This is a genomic window from Paraglaciecola sp., assembly GCF_051252315.1.
Classification (GTDB): Bacteria; Pseudomonadota; Gammaproteobacteria; order Enterobacterales; family Alteromonadaceae; genus Paraglaciecola.
Map to the genome: position 1 here is coordinate 49,853 of NZ_JBPOFP010000004.1, position 18,988 is coordinate 68,840.

Here is an 18,988-nt window from a genome sequence, read left to right on the forward strand (position 1 = left end):
CTTAACTCCCCTTTTTTATTCTGTCAGACAAATAACTGACTGATACACCAAAATAACTAGACCTGTTCCATTTCATTAACGTGTGAAAGTTTTCATACACAAGGTAAATACGTCCTTTGGCACCATCCGGCGCAATTAATGAAGCGTTTAAATCAACCTTAGGTAATGCCTCACCAGAATAGCGAGTGATACCTAATTGATGCCAATCATCAATTGGTCTAATTGCATTCCGCTTTATACTGGCTAATTTAAGGTTAAAGTCGGTCGGAATTTTGACCTGCCGCCCCCAAGTTAGCTGGTCACTCCAACCTTCTGATTTTAAAAAGTTAGCAATGGAGGCAAAGACATCGGCTTTATTGTTCCAAATATCCTTTTTTCCGTCCCCATCAAAATCAACCGCATAATTAAGAAAAGAAGTTGGCATAAACTGACTTTGGCCCATAGCACCCGCCCAAGATCCTAAAAACTTATCTTGTTCAATATGTCCCTGCTGCAAGATATCTAAAGCAGCAAATAGCTGCTTCTTAAACAGTTTTTCTCGTCGTCCATCATAGGCAAGAGAAACTAAAGAAGAGATAACAGGGTGTTTCCCCTGAATACTTCCGAAGTTACTTTCATTCCCCCACAAAGCAACAATGAAACGTTTTTGTACACCGTAGGTTTCTTCGACCTGTTCTAAAATTTGACGGTTTTCTTCTAACAATTTAACCGCTTTACTGACTTTCCAATCGGGTACACGGGTGGCTAGATATTTATCTAACGTCATCTTAGTTTCAGGTTGGTTTTTGTCTGCTTTAACCACCTTCTTACGTAGTTTCACCGAAGCGAATGTATTCTCCAGAAACGCTTGAGAATATCCTTTAGCTAATGCTTCTTCTTTCAAATTATGTACATAATCATTAAAACTAACTTTTGCTAATGCTGAGCTGCTAAAAACAATAGCCAAAAAACACAAACATTTAATCGGTTTCACAGCGGCTCCAATTATTTACTTTTCATTTGTTTAAGATGTTGTTTTAACAAATCTTCCGGTGGTGGTGGTAGTTGTAAATAAAACCCATTTAATTTCAATTCACTACGTAACTTATCAATATCAACTCGAGCCAATTCACGATCTTCTTTTAAGGGCATAATCATTAGAAATACTGGTGTGCCGAAGGTAGCCAATAAGTCTTTAGGCACCTTAGAAAAATCATCTCGTCCAGGCACATATAAATAGGTTTCTTGTTTTTTGCTACTTTTATAAACAGCACACAACATTTATTTAGGCTCCTTTTCAAGGGCTTCTGAAAGTTTCAAACTACTCACTTTTAATAACTCGTCTTCAAATAAAGGTTTACGCCAACCACTGATCAAATCGGGTTGCATGTTTAAAGCGCGGGTTTCGTCACTTTTAAACCAACACCATTTTATAATTTGGTTAATTTGTTTTTTCGATCCCACTAGCTCAACTGGAATTTCATATTCTCCAGCAATTCGACTGCAAATTTTACGTATTGCCGACACCGTATTTTTATTTTCTTCAAAGTCGTTTAACCGCTCTACTCTAGGTGGGAACAGTTTAGGTGTTACCTCTTGGCACTCTTTAACTATTTCCACTAACACATCACCATGAATGCGTATTTCGTGAGGGTTCATACTTTGAATTGCATTCAGTGCGTTTTTTGTTAAAGGTTGTTGTCGAGCAATTTCGATGAGGTTTTCTTCTCTCACAACAAAGTTTAACGCCATATCTCTTTTTCGGGCAGTTGCCGTACGCCAGGCTGCAAGTTTTCGTAAAATTAATATTGAACGACCACTTAACTTCCAGTTATTTTTTAAACCTAAATACACCTCTTCAAGTGGGATTGAATTTTTCTTTTTAGCAGACAATAACTCTATCTCTGAGTATACCCAAGGTAACTTATTCTGGCACTCAACTTTAGTCTTAAGTTCTGGGTATAATTGGAATAAATACAAGACGTCATTTGCCGCATAGACACACTGTTCTTTTCGCAAAGGACGGGCTATCCAATCGGTTCTAGACTCACCTTTATCAACGGTAATTCCCAACATTTGTTCTACTAACTTTGCATAACCTAAAGAGGTTCCCATGCCAACAATACTGGCAGCAAATTGCGTATCAAATATCGGCGAGGGCATCACATTAAAGGCATGCCAAAATGTCTCTAAATCTTCGGAACAAGAGTGTAAAACCTTAACGACATTGGGGTTAATTAATAAATCTTTTAAAGCATTAAAATCACTGATGCTTAATGGGTCAATTAATACTAGTTGTTTGCCGTCGTATATTTGAATCAATCCTAACTTAGGATAAAGAGTGCGCGTTCTGACAAATTCAGTGTCTACCGCAATGGCCTCAGCCTGACTTGCTTGAGCACAAAACTCATTGAGAACGTGATTGTCCGTGATAAAAGTATATTGCATGAAAATCCAAAACATTAAAAAGCCGGCTAGAGCCGGCTATGATACCAAACCGAAAGAGTTTGGGATGGGAAATTTGTTAAACCTTCGTAAGTTTAATTACTCTCTTAATTCTCTACGCAGTATCTTACCAACATTACTTTTAGGAAGCTCGTCTCTAAATTCAACTTTTTTAGGTACTTTGTATCCTGTCAATTGAGTTCGACAATGTTCAATCACATCTTTTTCTGTCAGCGCGGTATTAGAGGTTACGACAAATACCTTAACCACTTCGCCCGAAACGTCGTGTTGAACTCCAACAGCTGCGGCTTCTACAATATCAGCGTGCATAGCCAACACTTCTTCTATTTCATTTGGAAATACATTGAAGCCAGATACCAAAATCATATCTTTTTTACGGTCGACTAAGTAGAAATACCCGTCTTCATCACATTTAGCAATATCACCCGTGGCTAACCAACCGTCTTTGATTATTTCAGCTGTAGCTTCAGGCCTATTTAAGTAACCTTTCATGACGTTAGGGCCTTTTACCCACATTTCTCCAGCTTCGCCCAAAGCTACTTCATTGCCGTCATCATCCACAAGTTTGATATCAACAGAAGGCACAGGTAAACCTATTGAACCATTGTATGCCGATAATTGAGGCGGGTTAACGGTGACGACAGGCGAACACTCGGTTAATCCATACCCTTCTAATAAAACTTGTCCTGTCACGGCAGCCCACTTTTCAGCAACAGGCCTTTGTACAGCAGCTCCCCCACCTAAAGCAAACTTCATGTTTTTAAAGTTCAATTTGTCGAACCCTGGTGTATTGAGTAAACCATTAAATAAAGTGTTTACGCCAATGAGTATAGTAAATGGATATTTTGCGATTTCGGCAACAAAACCAGGCATATCTCTAGGGTTGGTAATTAAAAGATTCGAACAACCAAACTTAATAAAGGTGAAACAATTAACTTGCAGAGCAAATATATGATACAGAGGCAAAGCCGTTACAACAAAATCCTGCCCTTCATCAATAACTGTGGATAACAGCTGAGAGTTTTGCTCTAGATTAGCCAACATATTTCTATGGGTTAACATCGCTCCTTTTGAAACCCCTGTTGTTCCACCAGTGTATTGCAAAAAGGCGATATCTTCGCCTGTTACCTCTGCTCGGTTAAAAGACTGTTTACTACCCAATTTAAGGGCGGTTAAAAACGAATCCGCATCAGGTAAGTGGTAACTTGGCACAATCTTTTTCACATGTTTCACTACAAAGTTAGTCAACACTTTTTTAACGGGCGATAACATGTCACCTAAAGAAGTGAGTACCACTTTTTTGATCTGAGTTTGTCCAATCACCTCTGTTAAGACATGGGCGAAATTATCAACAATAACAATACCCTGAGCGTTAGAGTCTTTAAGTTGATGTTCTAGTTCTCTTGCCGTGTATAGAGGATTGACATTAACCACTGTCATACCTGCACGCAAAATACCAAACAAAGCAACAGGGTATTGGATCAAATTAGGCATCATAATGGCTATTGCATCACCTGCTTTAAAGCCTGAAGATTGCAGATACGCAGCAAAGTTTTTACTTAACTCATCTAATTCAGCAAAAGTAATACTTTTGCCCATATTGATGTAACTTGTCTTATCAGAGAATTGTGCGACTGACTGCTCTAACACTTCAACCAAAGAAGAATAATGATCGGGGTTTATTTCTGCCGCTACCTTTTCGTCGTAGCTTTTTAACCAAATTTTTTCCACTGTGCCTCCAGGCAAGACCTCTCAAGCACACTTTTCGCTATAAAGAGATTTGTATATTTTGTATGCTAGTACCAACTAGCCCGACCAGTATGATACCTAAAGAATAAAAAAAGATAAATCAACAAATTATTAACAACTCATTGATATATTAAAAACCTATGAACATGTTGAGCAACGATGGCAGAGTTATCCATATGTAAATGGTGGTGACCTTCACAGCTTATATGCAAAACGTCTGTTACCCATGCTTGTCTGCTAGTCACTGCTTGTTGAACAAAATCAAACCCTTGTTTGCCGCTGATCACTAAAACTGGACAAATGATACGTCGCATAAACCCTTCCGCTTGCTCTTCCGTCATTCTTAAAGATGAATAGGTGCGTAAACGTTTATCTGAACTAAACACCAAACAACCATCTTTTTGTTTAATATTTCGTTTAACCAATAAACTTGCAGACTCGATACTCATATGCCCCACTAGCGCTCTAGCCTTAATGGTTTTGTCTACACTTTTAATCGGTTTAGATTGAGTGCTCTGGATTTGCAAGCGACTTATAATTGACTCTTCGAGTTGTGTAGCACTCGTCATAGCTTCCTTGGTCATGGGTCCAAAAGACTCTATGCAAATTAACTTTCGGATCTTTGATGGGAAAGCACTGGCATATAAAGATGCAATAATACCGCCCATAGAATGCCCCATTAGAATAAATGACGACCAATTTTGAACCGTCACTAATTCATGGATATCTTGTACAAAATCGACTAAATGATAATGAGCGTCGGCACTTCTATGCTGCGACTTTCCATGACCTGTCATATCAATGGCTAATACATAAAAATCTTCTAAGTTCGCGGCTATAGGTACAAAACTCGCCGCATTGTCTAACCAGCCATGTAATGCCAGTATCATAGGTTTATTTGGATTGCCAAACCCTATGCCCCTTATTGTGTAATGCCTTAGTTGGCATTCAAATTCATGTTGCACGTATCACCTTTAATGATTCAGATAGCCCACAAAAAAAGCGGCAATAAATTGCCGCTTTACACTAAAATGTTGCCGGAAACTGCATCTTTTTGCAGTCTTCTATTTTATATCGTTAGCACTGCTGACCGGTTTAGGATAGGTGCTTGCTCCACTTGGCAAAGATACACCACTCGGACGAGATGAACCTGTAGAATGATGTCTACCTGAGTCATTAGAGCTACGAATAATCACTCGTCTAGAAAAAGGTCTAGGGTAATGATTAAACCAATAATCATAGGGCCAAATGTCTACGCGGCTTATGTCAATTCTTTGCAGTTTTTTCCATAGGTAGTAGTTTGTAACATTGGCACTTGGAAATACGTATTTATGTTCACCAACGAGCCCCTCTTCAACTCCTGTTAACTCGCCAGTAAATGTCATTAAGCGGCCAACTTGATACACCATAGGATCCATAAATCCATTAACGTGAATACGAAAACGTCCCATGCTTTCATCTGACGAAAGTGGTCTGCCATAACTAGTCAAAGGATAATAAACCATTTCTAACATGGTCGATTTTTCTTTATTTTCAACTTTAACAATTGCCCCGCCCCATCGAATGCTTTGGCCTTTTACCTGATCAGCTTTAGAAGCGGCATCTTGATAACTGACTAATACATTAGGATCGGTAACTTGTAGTTTTTCAGGATAACTCGCACAACCAGCAAGGCCCAAAGCCATAAAAATTAAACATACTCTGATAATCATAATCGCCCTTTCAATAAAGATTCTAATCACATGATAACTGAACAATTGTGTTTGGTGTAACGTAAATATTACATTCTGAAAAAGATTTTTAAACGAATGTATCAACACCTAACAACAATTGAATGTTTTGACGTTGTTGGTCTTTTTCAATACTTTCATATGCAGCAATAGCTTGCTGTTCATTTAAGCTTTTATTGGATTGAGAGTGGGGTTGCTTACGAAAAGTTTCAGCTTTTTTTAAACTTTCTTCATCGCCGGGGCGAATAACGGTAACTTGAGAACTAGAGACCTGTTCATTTTTGTCACCCACAGGCTTAACTTCACGGGGTTTATCCCGATGAGTACGAGCAACATCTAAGGCTCTTAAGGCAGATGACGACAACGAATCAATTGACAAAAACGCGTTCCTTTAACTTTAAACGAGTGAAACAAATTCTTTTACATGGCAAAAAATTGCCGTAAAACTGAAATAAATACAAGAATCGTTCCAATATGTGTTGGCTGAGCTCAAGAACATACATAAAAAGGGGAAGGGTTATTCGTTTTTTGGGATAACTTATTTGTTTGCTTATTTATTTAACCTTAAGGGAGGCTGAGTAAAAGTTTACCAGCCACCTTTTAAGTTATTATAAAGTCAGGTTATACACAGTAGTTAGTATCTTCTGATGATATTTCTTTAACTAAAGAAATGGTCCCATCACTATAAACATCAACTAAATCCTTTCCTTTTTTACCACAGTTATTATCCCAAGATACTAATGCTCTGTAGCCATACTCAGTAATGTCGTATTTAAGCAACTCGTACCCTTGAGCAGACGACCAAAGGGCGAGTTCTGCTGGTGTATCAATAGACCCCAGAAACGTTAATAGATCATCCTTAGATTCAATTACAAATACGGAGTCTACAAGTAATCCGACACCATAAATTGGACAGTAAGAAGGAAGACACTCACCTTTAAAGCCATTATTAGTATCCGAATTAGTTAACAATTCCAACTGATACTCCGAGAGATTAATATACATATCGTCGTCATATCTTATTTGTACGGTATCTTCCGACGCATCTTGGCCAGCCATATTTCCACGCCTGACTTCCCAATAGATATAATCTTCACTTAAATTAAAATCGGAGAACTTTGGAGATAATTCATATTTGGTTAATGGAAGGTTATCTTTGTCCTCACAACCAGCCAACAGTAATGTAACCAATACCAAGTTTAGTAAACGCATATGCTTCCTTTCTGCTTAACCCATCGTTAATGGGGGAATTGAATTTGGCTCAAATAGAGAAGTACTAGCCAATGTTTTTAATTGGTGAACAGGTCGAATACATTACCTAAGGTACTGGTTTTGCCGCGATAAAATTCGGTGTAAGTACAATTAGAGCAAATAACTGCAGTAAATTTACGATTTTGCATATCAAATATTTTAGACCACCCACTCCCTGTAGTCGCAATAGTATCTGTTTCGTAATCTCTACAATCACATTTTGGGCACTTCCAACTGTTTGACATATTCACTCCCTGTTTGATGTAAACTTAATACTTATAAAAACTATGACCGTCTAATATTCAGGCCATATTTTTACACATCCTCTGCGCTGTTCTTTTATAACCGTTTTCTTTTGCTGAGGCAAAAGGTACTTTAAAAAATCCCTACTCTCTACCTGGTAACTTCTTCCACGTCACCTTGTCTCGCAAATAAACCGGTTGAATATCTTCAACACTTACAGCTTGGCCTAAACCAATATTCTCCTCTGCCAGAGGCAACATAAATTGTGCATCAGGGTACAAAACATTATCAGCTACAGTTAAGTCATTATTTGGATTTAAACTTTCGTAAGCCACCCAACCTGTCCCTACTCCTACTGAACCAATAGATACGTCAATCAAAGACTGAGCCTGCTCTGGTGGGATTACTTGTTCAGTACCGACTAATTGCATAACACCATTGAGCAATTTATATTCTGCAAAATACACCTCTGACATGCGTGCATCTATCGCAGCGTAAACGTGATTTACATTTTGTTTTGCCGCCGCTTGTTGAGACATTGCCGCAAGTGTTGACACCCCCACCACCCTAAGATCTGTACCTAAGGCTAACCCTTGTATGATCCCCGTAGCAATTCTCACTCCGGTAAAACTGCCTGGACCACGGCCAAAGCCTAAGTAATCTAAGTCTTTGAGTTCACAATTGGCCTGTTTAAGTACCTGATCGACCATAGGCAAAATACGTTGACTATGTTGTTGTGGACACACTTCAAACTGACTATATACTTTGCCATCTAGCTTTAATGCAACCGAACAGGCCTCTGTGGCGGTATCAATAATTAGTAGGTTCATTCTTGCTCTCTGTCTTGATGAATGTCGTGCAGAAAGTCTATGGCTTTCTGCAGATCTCTTGTTCGATACATGTCGGGTAAACTGCCCATAAAAATTTTGCCATAATCTTTAGTCACAAGTCGATTATCACAAATCACTAACACACCTTTGTCGCCTTCATCACGAATAAGCCTGCCAGCGCCTTGTTTCAAAGAAATGGCGGCTTGTGGAATTTGCAATTGTGCAAACGGATTCCCGCCACCTTTACGGCAATCTTCAATGCGCGCTTGTAACAATGGATCATCTGGAGAAGCAAAAGGGAGTTTATCGATCAACACACAGGTTAAATCATCCCCTCTTACATCAACCCCTTCCCAAAACGCACCAGTACCTAATAATACGGCGTCTTTGTTGGCAATATAACTATCTAGCAAAGCGCGTTTGGTAGTGGTGCCTTGTACTAAAATAGGGTTATCAATTTTATCTTCTAACTGGCTGGCAATGGCTCTTAAGGCTGCGTGACTTGTAAACAATAAAAAACATCTTCCTCGGCTGGCTTTCACCAATTTGATTGAAATATCTAATAAGGTACTACGCATTTCTCTGGCATTGGGCTCAGGTAAAAATCGTGGAACACATAACATAGCTTGTTTGGGATAATCAAAAGGGCTTTCTAAAGATAAGGTTTGTGCTTTGTCTAAACCCATTTGACGTTGAAAATGGCCAAAACCACCATCCACCATCAAAGTAGCAGAGGTAAACACCCAACTCCGTTTAGGTTCAGCAATAAAATCAGAAAACTTTTGCGCAATACTTAACGGCGTTAAATGCAAAATAATATGTCGCATTGTGGTTTCGTACCACAAACTCACGCCCAATAAACTCGTGTCGATTAAACGAGATAGTTTGCCTTTCGCTTCACACACCCGTTCATAAATATTGTCTAAATCTTTGTCTCTGCCTAAGTGTAATTTCAATACTTCGTATAACACAGTCAGGCTATCAGTCAGTTTTGTTATCTGAGTTTGAACGTCTTCTCTTTGTAACATTTCTCGCCAGTTACCCTTCTTGGGTTGTTCTGGAAATAACATACGTAAATCAGCCGCAATCATCTTGCACTTTTCAGCAGCACTATGTAATTGTTTTGCATCTTTTAAAACAGTGCGATACACCACTTCAATATCGCGACTCATATCTTGCAGTTGTCTACTCGACAAACTTTCACCAAAATATTCACTAGCGATATCTGGGATCTGATGGGCCTCATCAAATACGACTAAATCAGCTTCAGGAATAAGTTCACCAAAACCAATGTCTTTTAAGGCCATATCAGCAAAAAATAAATGATGATTCACTACAACCACATCTGCTGCTAACGCTTTACCTCTGGCTTTGACTAAATAACAATCTTCGTAATCAGGACAATCTTTACCTAAACAATTATCTGCCGTTGAGGTGACAAATGGCAATACTTTAGCGTCTTCTGCCAAAGACTTCATGTCTCCCATATCCCCGGTTTTAGTGGAAGAAGACCACTGTCTAACCTGAGTTAACTCAGACAGGGTATTTTTATCTAGCAGAGTATTGTTGTAACCATGTTGTTTTAACCTGTGGATACATAAATAATTAGAACGGCCTTTTAACAAGGCGGTTTTTCTATGTGAGTCCAAGGCTTTTTTAACTAAGGGTAAATCTCGGTGAAACAGTTGTTCTTGAAGGTTTTTGGTGCCTGTAGACACGATAGTCTTTTTATCAGACAACATAGCTGGGACTAAATATGCAAAAGTTTTACCTGTACCAGTACCCGCTTCCACAATGAGTGGTGATTTAGTTTGAATGATTTTTTCCACTGCCACGGCCATATCAGTTTGGGCCTGCCGAGGAGCAAAACCATCAATGGCTTGAGATAACTTGCCATCAACAGCAAACAAAGAAGAAGTTTTGGACATACAGCCTTAGAGGGTAATCAATTAGCAGTAAAATAAAGAACCAATTATGCCAAAAACTTTGGCAACTAACGAGATGAACTTTTAAGAAACCTGATGATAACGCCAATTAAAGATTATAATATTTGTTTAATATATGTTTTAGCTCACCTGATGTTTTCATTTTTTGTAATTGATGATTAAATTTTTCAATAAAGACGCGATTAATCGGTGTATCTACACACTCCAATTTGTCTTCAGAGGAAGTAAGAGGTTTATCTTTATTAAATTTTAGCAAGCTAAGTGTTTCTGCATTAAGAGACAGAGTTATATCGGGGTAATAAGCAATATAACCATCTACTTTGTTGCTATGTAGCAATTTAATCGCGATGTCTTCTGTTTCAACGGGAACAAACCTAACAAATTGAAATTTATCAAATAACGTACCGAATATTAACCCTTTACGATAAGCAATCATTTTTCCACTTGAAGCCTCTAAGGATTGTATGGCAGGTGTGGTGACTGAAAATAAGTGGCTTGTTACTTTATTAGTGGCCTCACTAAATAAGGTTGGCACGGCACGTTTATAAAAACCCGGAATGACCGGAAATACACAATCGATGCGCTTTTGGTGAATTAAGTAATTTGAACGAGCCGAAGGAATAAACAAAGTGCTGTATGGCATTGCAATTCTGTTTAACAGCCTAGCCATTAATTCGTTATAAGGGGCTGACTTCCCTGAACGATCTAGCACTTCTGGTAAATCAATATAGCCAATTCTTATTTTTTCTGCATCAAGAGAAGAAGAAAATACGGGTGTTGCAAACATCACACACAGTGCAAAAGAAAAGATTAGTTTACTCATTAACAAATCAAAGTACTCCTGTACATATGAGTTAAAAATACTGGAACACCTGCCCCAGACAAATTTCAACCTATCTACTATCCTAGGATAGTTAAATACCATACATTCACGCTACTAAGCAATGAACTAAGAGCGTTTTCCAAATAAGTGCCTAATTGGGAATAAGTGGCTAATTGCAGTCAAAGATAGATTCCAACTTGCCTATTTTTAGTTTCATGTTATTTTCAGCGACACTATTTTTTTGGAGAATCAAATGCCTAAAGCCAGTGAAATAAAAAAGAATGCCGCCGTTGAACATAATGGCAAAGTTTACCTAGTTAAAGACATCAATAAACTTACCCCAAGCGGGCGCGCTGGCGCTAGCTTATATCGTATGCGTTTGTACGAAGTAGGAACTGGAGCTAAAGCAGATGAAAGCTTCAAAGCAGACGAAGTATTGAATCTGGTTGAGTTTAACCGCAACAAGGTCACCTACTCTTACCTAGATGGTGACGAGTATGTCTTTATGGATGACGAAGATTACACTTCTTACTTTTTAAACAAAGATACAATCAGTGAAGAAACCCCTTTTATCACCGAAGACACTAAAGGGTTACAGATACTTTTAGTTGAGGGAGAACCTGTAGGCATTGAACTTCCAGCAGCTGTATCACTCACCATTACTGAAACAGACCCGTCTATTAAAGGCGCATCTGCCAGCGCAAGAACCAAACCTGCCACGTTGACAACGGGTTTAGTGGTGCAAGTGCCAGAATACATTGCTAGCGGTGAAAAGATTAAGATTAATACTGCGGAGTCTAAATTTATTAGTCGAGCTGACTCTTAATTTAATTTCTCTTAATTTAATTTCTATTAAATTAAACCTTTCTGATCTAAAGACATACCAATCTTAACTTAAGACTGGTATGTCTTTTTTATTTGAATTTGATTTACTAACAGCCAGGTTGAAACCTATAACGGTAAAGTTGATATTCCCAATAAAAACACCCATCCGGCAAAAAATAATTTTAAGTTTCTAGCGGAGAAATATAGCACCAGCTGTTTTGCTAAAACACCTCCAACTATGGCTCCCATTCCAGCAAATAGCACAACTGGCCAATAAACTGCTTTGGTTTCAACAAGGTGGAAAATGATGCCCCCCCAAACGGTAAAAGCACTTAAAATCACCGCGGCAGCGATAGCTAGAGTGACGTTAAAACCGCGTATTATCAAATAAACAGCCAGTAATTCCCCTACCCCAATAGATAACCAAGCTGTGATCCCACCACCAACAAAAGCAATAATCACTAAGGCAAAATAATCAAACATTTCAAGTTTAGATTTTAAAGGCTTGTTCTTTAATAACAAAACCGTAGCAAATATCGCGACAGCTAAACAAATTGAAAATATACCAAATCCGGTATGTAAACTCTGAGGATCACTAAAGTAAGCAAAGGTCTGTGGTAAAATCTGCACTAACCAAACGCCCAAAATCGACAAAGGAACGGTAATTCCTATAAGTTTGGGTAGCACCTGCCAATCTTGTATTTCTGTTGGGTTGGTAGATTTTAATTTACCGTAATAGGCCCACCAAGTTAATGCACCTGCTGTCATACCACAACATTGAATCGCAAAACTAGTTGCCACAGATGTCGCCACAGAAAACTCTAACTGGTTAAAAAACGGCATAAATACTACGCCGCCTCCAGCGCCTGTTGAATTAGCAAAAACAGCTCCTAACACGCCTAAAAAGGTAAATCCTCCATAATTGAGTGCTAAAATCAAAGGTTCAGCCTGAGATAAAAATATTCCAATCCACAGCAAAAGTAAAAAACAACGGATCTGTGTGGCCGACAACTTTAAAGACATGAAAACTCGATTACCTTAACGACAATAAAATGCAGGATGGACTTTGCCAGAATATGTTTTGTTTGACAAAGACCTTTGACGAATAAATAAAAAAAACTACGTGGAAGAAGTAATGGTTGACCTCGAATACTACTGCGACATCAATAACATTTTAATTTCTGTTCAAAAACTTCGAGCGAGTTTCATCAAATTAGTCACTTAAATTCGCCCAAGCCCCAAATATTACCTTACAAGTAAGGGCTCGGTATAAAAACGAATCCACAAAGAGATTGCGTTAAACTTTGGAGTAGCGTACTTTGCATTTGCAACTACAATGAATATCATCACTATTAAAGTTACACCGTAGCAAACTTCAAATGGATTATGTGCAGTATGCAAAAATTGTTAAAACGATTAAGAATATGCAGTTTAATCGTATTTTTCTCCTTCAATTATGCTTTCTTTTGTCAAGCCCAAACTAATAACGTTATTACCATAGCGACCCACATAGAACCTCCTTTCATGGCATTTAATGACGGTGAGTACAGTGGCAGAAGCGCAGACGTAACTAGGCTACTCGCATCGTCTATTAACCATTCAGTGAAATTTGTAACTTGCCCGTTTGTAGAATGTTTAACAATGGTGGAGCAAGGAAGTGCGGATATGATAGTTGATATTCGTAAAACAGCTGATCGCCAAGAATATTTAAGTTATTTAAGCATTCCTCTGTACAAAGAAATTTTACAGATGAATTTTTACTTATTAAAAGATGAAGAAAAATCCATCAACAGCTATTCCGATCTGTCTGACTTTAATATTGGTGTATTAGCTGGAGCTAAATATTTTGCTCAATTTGATCTTGATAAAAGCCTGAATAAAACTTCCACCAGTGATCACCTTCATTTAGTTACCTTGTTACTTAGAAAACGTATCGATGCTTTTATAGGTAGAGAAGAATCTATCAAAGCTCAAGCAGAGAAATATATTTACGAAAACAGAATTAGAATTGAACCTTACAAAATAAAACAAGAAGTAGCAGCCTATATTGCTATTTCTAAAAAATCTCCATTCGCCAATCAATCAAAAATCCTATCGGAACACCTAACCACTATATTAAACAGAAAAGACATCTCCCCCCTATTTCCACATTAATAGGTACGTCATAAAAGCCCTTATTTTATGACTTAACAACAATACTTTGCCTAATTTTATACACTCAAATTATTTCCCCAAAATATTAACTAATCATTAGGTTTTCGTTACCTAATCTTCATGTTGTTTTCTCGATTAAGCTTACAGTTTTATCTGTCAATGTCATGACAAGTTTGCCATGTAACACACGTAACAATGGCTTCAAACAATTTATTTTATAGATTAAAGGGAAATTATATGTACAAGATTATCAAGGCGAAAATATTAAACCTGCACATTCTTCAACTCTGGTTAATGCTAAGTGCAATGCTCGTTGTTAGTCCTGTTTGGGCCGACGATCAATACTCTCAAAATAAAAATAGATCTAAGTTTTCACACAATCAAATACTCCAATTTGATATTGCAGAAAATGGATCTCGATTTGCTTTTGACCAAGAACCAGTAGATGAAGACGGCATGCCAGCTTATGGAGGAGAATTTATAACGGAAGGATACCTATATCCCCATGGTTTTCTAGATAATCAAGAAGGGGTTAATTCTGACGGCAGTCCTGCTTTTCCTGATGAAGTATTAGGTCGCTGGACATGTCGAGGTTGGCATATAGGCCAAGGTGCAAAAACAGAAACAGGGCCTTGGGTTATCACCAACCAATATTTTGATTTAGGCAAAAAGTACGGCCAACATAGTATTACCACAGAAGGTTATGAGCTGGTTGATTTAAACGAGTCAATTACTCGAGCCATTACTGGTGGCACGGGAAAATATAGTCGGACACGTGGCGATTCTACCCAGAAACTTTTAGGGTTTAATGAATCTCTTGGGGTAAACGTACGAGTAAGATTACGCCCCCACAAATAAATATTACAGACCTAAAAATGACAGCGATTTAACTAGGTCGTGTTAATTATTACTGCATATAAAGATCGCTATTGACTTAAATAGCGATCTTTTTTTAGCCATAAATAAATATTTTATCTACCTGATATTTATATAAATATTCCCAATAAACCTCCATTTATCACTTCTTGTTTTTTGATTTCTTTTACATTTAATTTTGCATATTCATGATTTAGGTGTACCATTACCACACATGGAACAACTGGAGCATGTGAAAATTTATGAATATCACTATTGATATCGATGATCCAAAACCTATTTTTGCTCAGCTAATTGATCAAATTAAACAAGCTATAGGTTCAGACAAAATTGCACCGGGAGACCCATTGCCATCTATTCGGCAGTTGGCCAATGACTTAGAGGTAAATAGTAAAACTATCTCTAAAGCTTATAAGTTATTAGAGCGCGATGCTGTGATTCAGATGAAAGGCTATCGAGGTACTTTTGTACACCCCAATGCTAAAAATAACTGCCAAGTAGATTTGAGTGAATGGGTAACGAGCCAATTTGAAGAGCTCATTACACGTTTGAAAGAAGCCGGTATTACCGACTCAGAAATGCGCATTACCTTTAATGACGTGTTAACCAATTAAGAGCAGTCGTAAAAATTAACGACAGTTATCAAATAAAGAGGAAACAATTATGTGGATTGAAACACTATTTTTCATAGTATTTGGCACGCAAATATTTTTGATGTCGCACTATTACCCAAAACGTATTTTGAACAGAATGAATTATATTTTTAAACATTATCCGATTGAAACTCATGCCAAACTTTATCCAGATGGTTACGAAAAAGCATTGAAAGGCAAAATTATATTTAGCTTAATCAATTACGCTATTTTAGCACTAGGTATTATTGGCTTTATAGCAGCAGCTATATTCATTTTTGAAGGAGAAGCAAAAATACAGAGATTTAAAGGCTTACCCTTAGTATTTGGCATGGTACAAGCAATTCCGCTATTGATAATGGAAATATCAGGCTTTAAAGCATTCAAAAAAATGCGCACCCAGAACCAAGATACAAAACGTAGTGCAGAATTAAACCCTAGAGGATTATTAAATTTCGTCTCCCCGATTCGATTATTTATGACTATCTCAATATTGTTAATCTGCGTGTTTGTCATGCTTGCATTAAATGATTTTAATATAGGTGAAAAACAAGCCATTTTATTAGGCTCTATGGGGTTAGCTAATACATTATTTATTGTGTTGGGATACATTCTCATTCATGGCAAGAAATTAGATCCTCATCAATCAGCAGTAGACCGACATAATGCGACAGCTGTAGTTATAAAATCATACACATCTATCAGCATGTTAATCAGTGTGTTTTTTATATTTAACCTAAGTGTAGATGAGTTTTCTCTACAGGATTGGGAGCCGATGTTTAACAGTTTATATTGGCTGTGCGTGATGTTTTTAAGCACCGGTAGTGTACTAAAATACATGAATGTTGAAGATATCAATTACGATGTGTACAAGACCACTCCAGTAGAGCCTAACAACTAGGCAAAATCAAATAGCGTTTAGCAGCCACCTATTACCTAAGTATTAACAGGTGGCCAAGCTTCTAACAACTGTAGGCGTTAAACCTACTTACACTTTTTAGTAGATAAATAGGCAACCTGCTCTTACCGTATTAGGTTTAAGCACAGTCATGTCAAAATTTAAGGATCGAATGATGAAATCTGTTTTAGAAAACCCATCTGTATGGGTGACACAATTAATAATAAAACTAGTTACTTTATATTTTCTAGTAACAGCCACGGCATGTGCTAGCACTGTACCGAATGACTTAGAAAAGCGTCTAACTGCATTATCACTCGCTTTAGAAACACAACGAGTTGAACATCATATTCCAGGCATGGCGATGGCGATTGTCAAAGATGGCAAGGTAATTTTAAGTAAAGGTTTTGGACTGGCAAACATAAAGGAAAAAAAACCTGTCACCCCTAAAAGCATATTTGCTATTGGCTCTACCACAAAAGCATTTACCGCAACCTTGACGGGTATGTTGGTGGATGAAAACAAACTAGACTGGGATACGCTGCTAACCGAATATTTGCCCGATTACCAATTCAAGCAAAAAGGTAAGTCACTCGATATTACATTACGTGATGCCTTATCACATCGCAGTGGGTATGCGCGAAACGACATATTGTGGGTAAATGGTTTAGTGACTCGAAAAGAAATACTCAAAGATGCTACCCAAGCTCAAAAATGGTCACCTTTTCGCAAAAAATTTAACTACAACAATGTCATGTACTTAGCCGCAGGTATGGCAACAGCCAAAAGAGCTGAAACAAACTGGGATTCACTTCTAGAGTCCAGAATAATTAAACCTTTGCTTATGAAAAATACCAGCGCCGACTTAGAAAAAGCCCAATCATCTAACCTTTTAGCCACCGGATATATGTGGCAAGAAGAACTAGGGCACCACAAACTGTTACCTATGCGTAACTTAACCAATATTGGACCTGCAGGATCAGTCAATTCAAATGTTGAAGACATGTCTCAGTGGCTTAAATTTCAGTTAGCCAATGGCACATTTAATGGAAAACGTTTGATTAGTGAAGACGTTTTACTGGAAACACGTAAGCCACAAATAAAAATGGCCAAAGACATGTTTTACGGATTGGGTTGGATGTTACGTAAGTGGCAAGGCCAAACTGTAGTTGAGCATGGTGGAAATATTGATGGGTATGCCGCGCAAGTGACACTTTTTCCTGAGTCCAATTTAGGCTACGTATTACTTACCAATGTTACAGCCACTCCTTTGCAACAGTTGTCTATCAATTTAGTGGCGAGTCATTTATTAGCAAAACCCAAATCAGCCACGACCAATAACCCAATCAAGCAAGATTTTGGAAAATATACAGGTGAATATATAGCCAACTTTGGGCCTTTCAAAAATGCAATATTTAGTATTTTGGAAAAAGAAGGAAAGCTGGCTGTGGATGTTCCTGGGCAAACAACCTACGTACTCAATCCACCAAACAAACAAGGTAAATGGGTATTTGAGTTAACCGACACCATTGCCGTATCTTTTGATAAAAACAAGCAAGGCCAAATAACAGCACTGCGTATGCATCAAAATGGCATGAATTTCGAATTACCCAAAAAAGGCATGCCTATTATCCCAGAGATATCCCCAGCGGAATTACAAAAATACTTAGGCAGTTATTATTCTAAACACCTGAAAAGTAATTCAACGGCTATCATCCAAAATCACAGGTTGGCCATAGATGTGCCAGGGCAGATGGTATATGAATTACACCTGCCAAATGAAAGCGGTGAATGGAAATTTAGGATCAACCCAAACATGCACGTTACCTTTGATAAGGACGATAACAACAAGGTGGTAAAGCTTAATTTCTACCGTGATGGTATACAAAATGGCGCCATGCCAAGAGTAGAAGATAAGAATGAAACGCCTCTTCCCACTGTTAAAGAAATTCTAACGTTGAGAAATACGCAAAAACAAAGAAAAGCCTTAATAGAAGCCCGTGGCATTGAAAGTAAAGGCTCTGTATTTTTAGCTCAGGCAGGTATTACTGCAAAATTTGAATCATTTAATCTAGCAGACACCCATGTTCGGTATAATATGGATCTAGGCAAATACGGACTTATAGAGGTAGCGGTGTCCCCCACTGAAGGTGCCACCAAACAAAGTTTTTCTCCCTTTACCCCAATGTTAGGTAAGTACCTAAAACAAGGTCAAAAATCCTATCCTATGATAGATCTTGATTGGTCATCATTTTATCAAGATATTGAAGTAGTAAAGCGTACAGAGTGGCAAAATAAACCCGTTTATATGGTGTTACTGAAAAACGCTGATGTCCCTCCTGTCACTGCCTACATTGACACTAAAACTGGTGACCTATTAAAACTCGAATCAAGTGTTTTGCTCGCAGGGATCGGAGCCATGCCTTACTCGTTAGAGTTTGAAGATTATCAAGAAATAGATGGATTGCGTCTCGCACATAAAATTATTTCGAAAGACAATCAAAGAGGTAAATTAGTGTTTGATTATGCTTCGATTAAAACTCAACAAAATACTGAGGAGGAGACCTTTAAGCTGACTGAATAAAC

19 protein-coding genes are annotated in these 18,988 nt (G+C 37.9%); 6 read left to right on the forward strand and 13 right to left on the reverse strand.

The features are described 5' to 3' along the window. Window position 1: 1 nt before the first annotated feature. The 12 genes from ACSHXM_RS01365 to ACSHXM_RS01420 all read right to left on the reverse strand — a co-directional run bounded on the left by ACSHXM_RS01365 (window position 2) and on the right by ACSHXM_RS01420 (window position 11,017). Window positions 2-964 (reverse strand): lytic murein transglycosylase, encoded by a 963-nt coding sequence (locus ACSHXM_RS01365; RefSeq protein ID WP_435686955.1) that lies wholly within the window; start codon window positions 962-964, stop codon window positions 2-4. Window positions 965-984: 20 nt separating this feature from the next. After that, window positions 985-1,260: a YcgL domain-containing protein gene (locus ACSHXM_RS01370; RefSeq protein ID WP_435686920.1), complete on the reverse strand. Its 276-nt coding sequence runs from the start codon at window positions 1,258-1,260 to the stop codon at window positions 985-987. After that, on the reverse strand, window positions 1,261-2,427 hold the full coding sequence (gene rnd / locus ACSHXM_RS01375; RefSeq protein WP_435686921.1) for a ribonuclease D: 1,167 nt from the start codon (window positions 2,425-2,427) through the stop codon (window positions 1,261-1,263). Between the two features lie 96 nt (window positions 2,428-2,523). Continuing rightward, window positions 2,524-4,176 carry a long-chain-fatty-acid--CoA ligase FadD gene (gene fadD / locus ACSHXM_RS01380; RefSeq protein WP_435686922.1) on the reverse strand — a complete coding sequence of 551 codons (1,653 nt, stop codon included), beginning with the start codon at window positions 4,174-4,176 and terminating at the stop codon, window positions 2,524-2,526. Window positions 4,177-4,313: 137 nt separating this feature from the next. Continuing rightward, window positions 4,314-5,159, reverse strand: a complete 846-nt coding sequence (locus ACSHXM_RS01385) for an alpha/beta fold hydrolase (protein WP_435686923.1) — start codon at window positions 5,157-5,159, stop codon at window positions 4,314-4,316. A 99-nt stretch (window positions 5,160-5,258) separates the two neighbouring features. Beyond that, window positions 5,259-5,906: a Slp family lipoprotein gene (locus tag ACSHXM_RS01390; RefSeq protein WP_435686924.1), complete on the reverse strand. Its 648-nt coding sequence runs from the start codon at window positions 5,904-5,906 to the stop codon at window positions 5,259-5,261. A gap of 88 nt (window positions 5,907-5,994) precedes the next feature. After that, window positions 5,995-6,303, reverse strand: a complete 309-nt coding sequence (locus tag ACSHXM_RS01395) for a hypothetical protein (RefSeq protein WP_435686925.1) — start codon at window positions 6,301-6,303, stop codon at window positions 5,995-5,997. A gap of 242 nt (window positions 6,304-6,545) precedes the next feature. Beyond that, entirely contained in the window at window positions 6,546-7,136 is a 591-nt protein-coding gene (locus ACSHXM_RS01400) for a hypothetical protein (protein ID WP_435686926.1), read from the reverse strand. Between the two features lie 77 nt (window positions 7,137-7,213). After that, entirely contained in the window at window positions 7,214-7,420 is a 207-nt protein-coding gene (locus tag ACSHXM_RS01405) for a zinc ribbon domain-containing protein (RefSeq protein WP_435686927.1), read from the reverse strand. A 141-nt stretch (window positions 7,421-7,561) separates the two neighbouring features. Beyond that, window positions 7,562-8,248 carry a tRNA (adenosine(37)-N6)-threonylcarbamoyltransferase complex dimerization subunit type 1 TsaB gene (tsaB, locus tag ACSHXM_RS01410; protein ID WP_435686928.1) on the reverse strand — a complete coding sequence of 229 codons (687 nt, stop codon included), beginning with the start codon at window positions 8,246-8,248 and terminating at the stop codon, window positions 7,562-7,564. Beyond that, complete coding sequence (locus ACSHXM_RS01415) at window positions 8,245-10,176, reverse strand: ATP-dependent DNA helicase (RefSeq protein ID WP_435686929.1); 1,932 nt, start codon at window positions 10,174-10,176, stop codon at window positions 8,245-8,247. The genes tsaB and ACSHXM_RS01415 overlap by 4 nt, the downstream gene beginning before the upstream one ends. A 106-nt stretch (window positions 10,177-10,282) precedes the next feature. After that, entirely contained in the window at window positions 10,283-11,017 is a 735-nt protein-coding gene (locus ACSHXM_RS01420) for a hypothetical protein (RefSeq protein ID WP_435686930.1), read from the reverse strand. Between the two features lie 253 nt (window positions 11,018-11,270). Between ACSHXM_RS01420 and efpL the strand changes: the two genes are divergently transcribed. Further along, on the forward strand, window positions 11,271-11,843 hold the full coding sequence (efpL, locus tag ACSHXM_RS01425; protein WP_435686931.1) for an elongation factor P-like protein EfpL: 573 nt from the start codon (window positions 11,271-11,273) through the stop codon (window positions 11,841-11,843). A gap of 125 nt (window positions 11,844-11,968) precedes the next feature. On the opposite strand, the gene ACSHXM_RS01430 is transcribed toward efpL, so the two are convergent. After that, window positions 11,969-12,865 (reverse strand): sulfite exporter TauE/SafE family protein, encoded by an 897-nt coding sequence (locus ACSHXM_RS01430; protein WP_435686932.1) that lies wholly within the window; start codon window positions 12,863-12,865, stop codon window positions 11,969-11,971. Window positions 12,866-13,237: 372 nt separating this feature from the next. Here ACSHXM_RS01430 and ACSHXM_RS01435 point away from each other — a divergent pair, with 372 nt between their 5' ends. From ACSHXM_RS01435 to ACSHXM_RS01455, 5 genes are all read left to right on the forward strand, one after another. Next, entirely contained in the window at window positions 13,238-13,996 is a 759-nt protein-coding gene (locus ACSHXM_RS01435) for a substrate-binding periplasmic protein (protein ID WP_435686933.1), read from the forward strand. A gap of 237 nt (window positions 13,997-14,233) precedes the next feature. Then, complete coding sequence (locus ACSHXM_RS01440) at window positions 14,234-14,854, forward strand: hypothetical protein (RefSeq protein WP_435686934.1); 621 nt, start codon at window positions 14,234-14,236, stop codon at window positions 14,852-14,854. 260 nt (window positions 14,855-15,114) lie between these two features. Continuing rightward, on the forward strand, window positions 15,115-15,486 hold the full coding sequence (locus ACSHXM_RS01445) for a GntR family transcriptional regulator (RefSeq protein ID WP_435686935.1): 372 nt from the start codon (window positions 15,115-15,117) through the stop codon (window positions 15,484-15,486). Window positions 15,487-15,535: 49 nt separating this feature from the next. After that, window positions 15,536-16,405, forward strand: coding sequence for a hypothetical protein (locus ACSHXM_RS01450; protein ID WP_435686936.1), 870 nt, complete (start codon window positions 15,536-15,538; stop codon window positions 16,403-16,405). 148 nt (window positions 16,406-16,553) lie between these two features. Continuing rightward, the gene (locus ACSHXM_RS01455) at window positions 16,554-18,986 is read left to right on the forward strand and encodes a serine hydrolase domain-containing protein (protein WP_435686937.1); all 2,433 of its coding nucleotides are present in this window, start codon (window positions 16,554-16,556) and stop codon (window positions 18,984-18,986) included. Window positions 18,987-18,988: the final 2 nt, after the last annotated feature.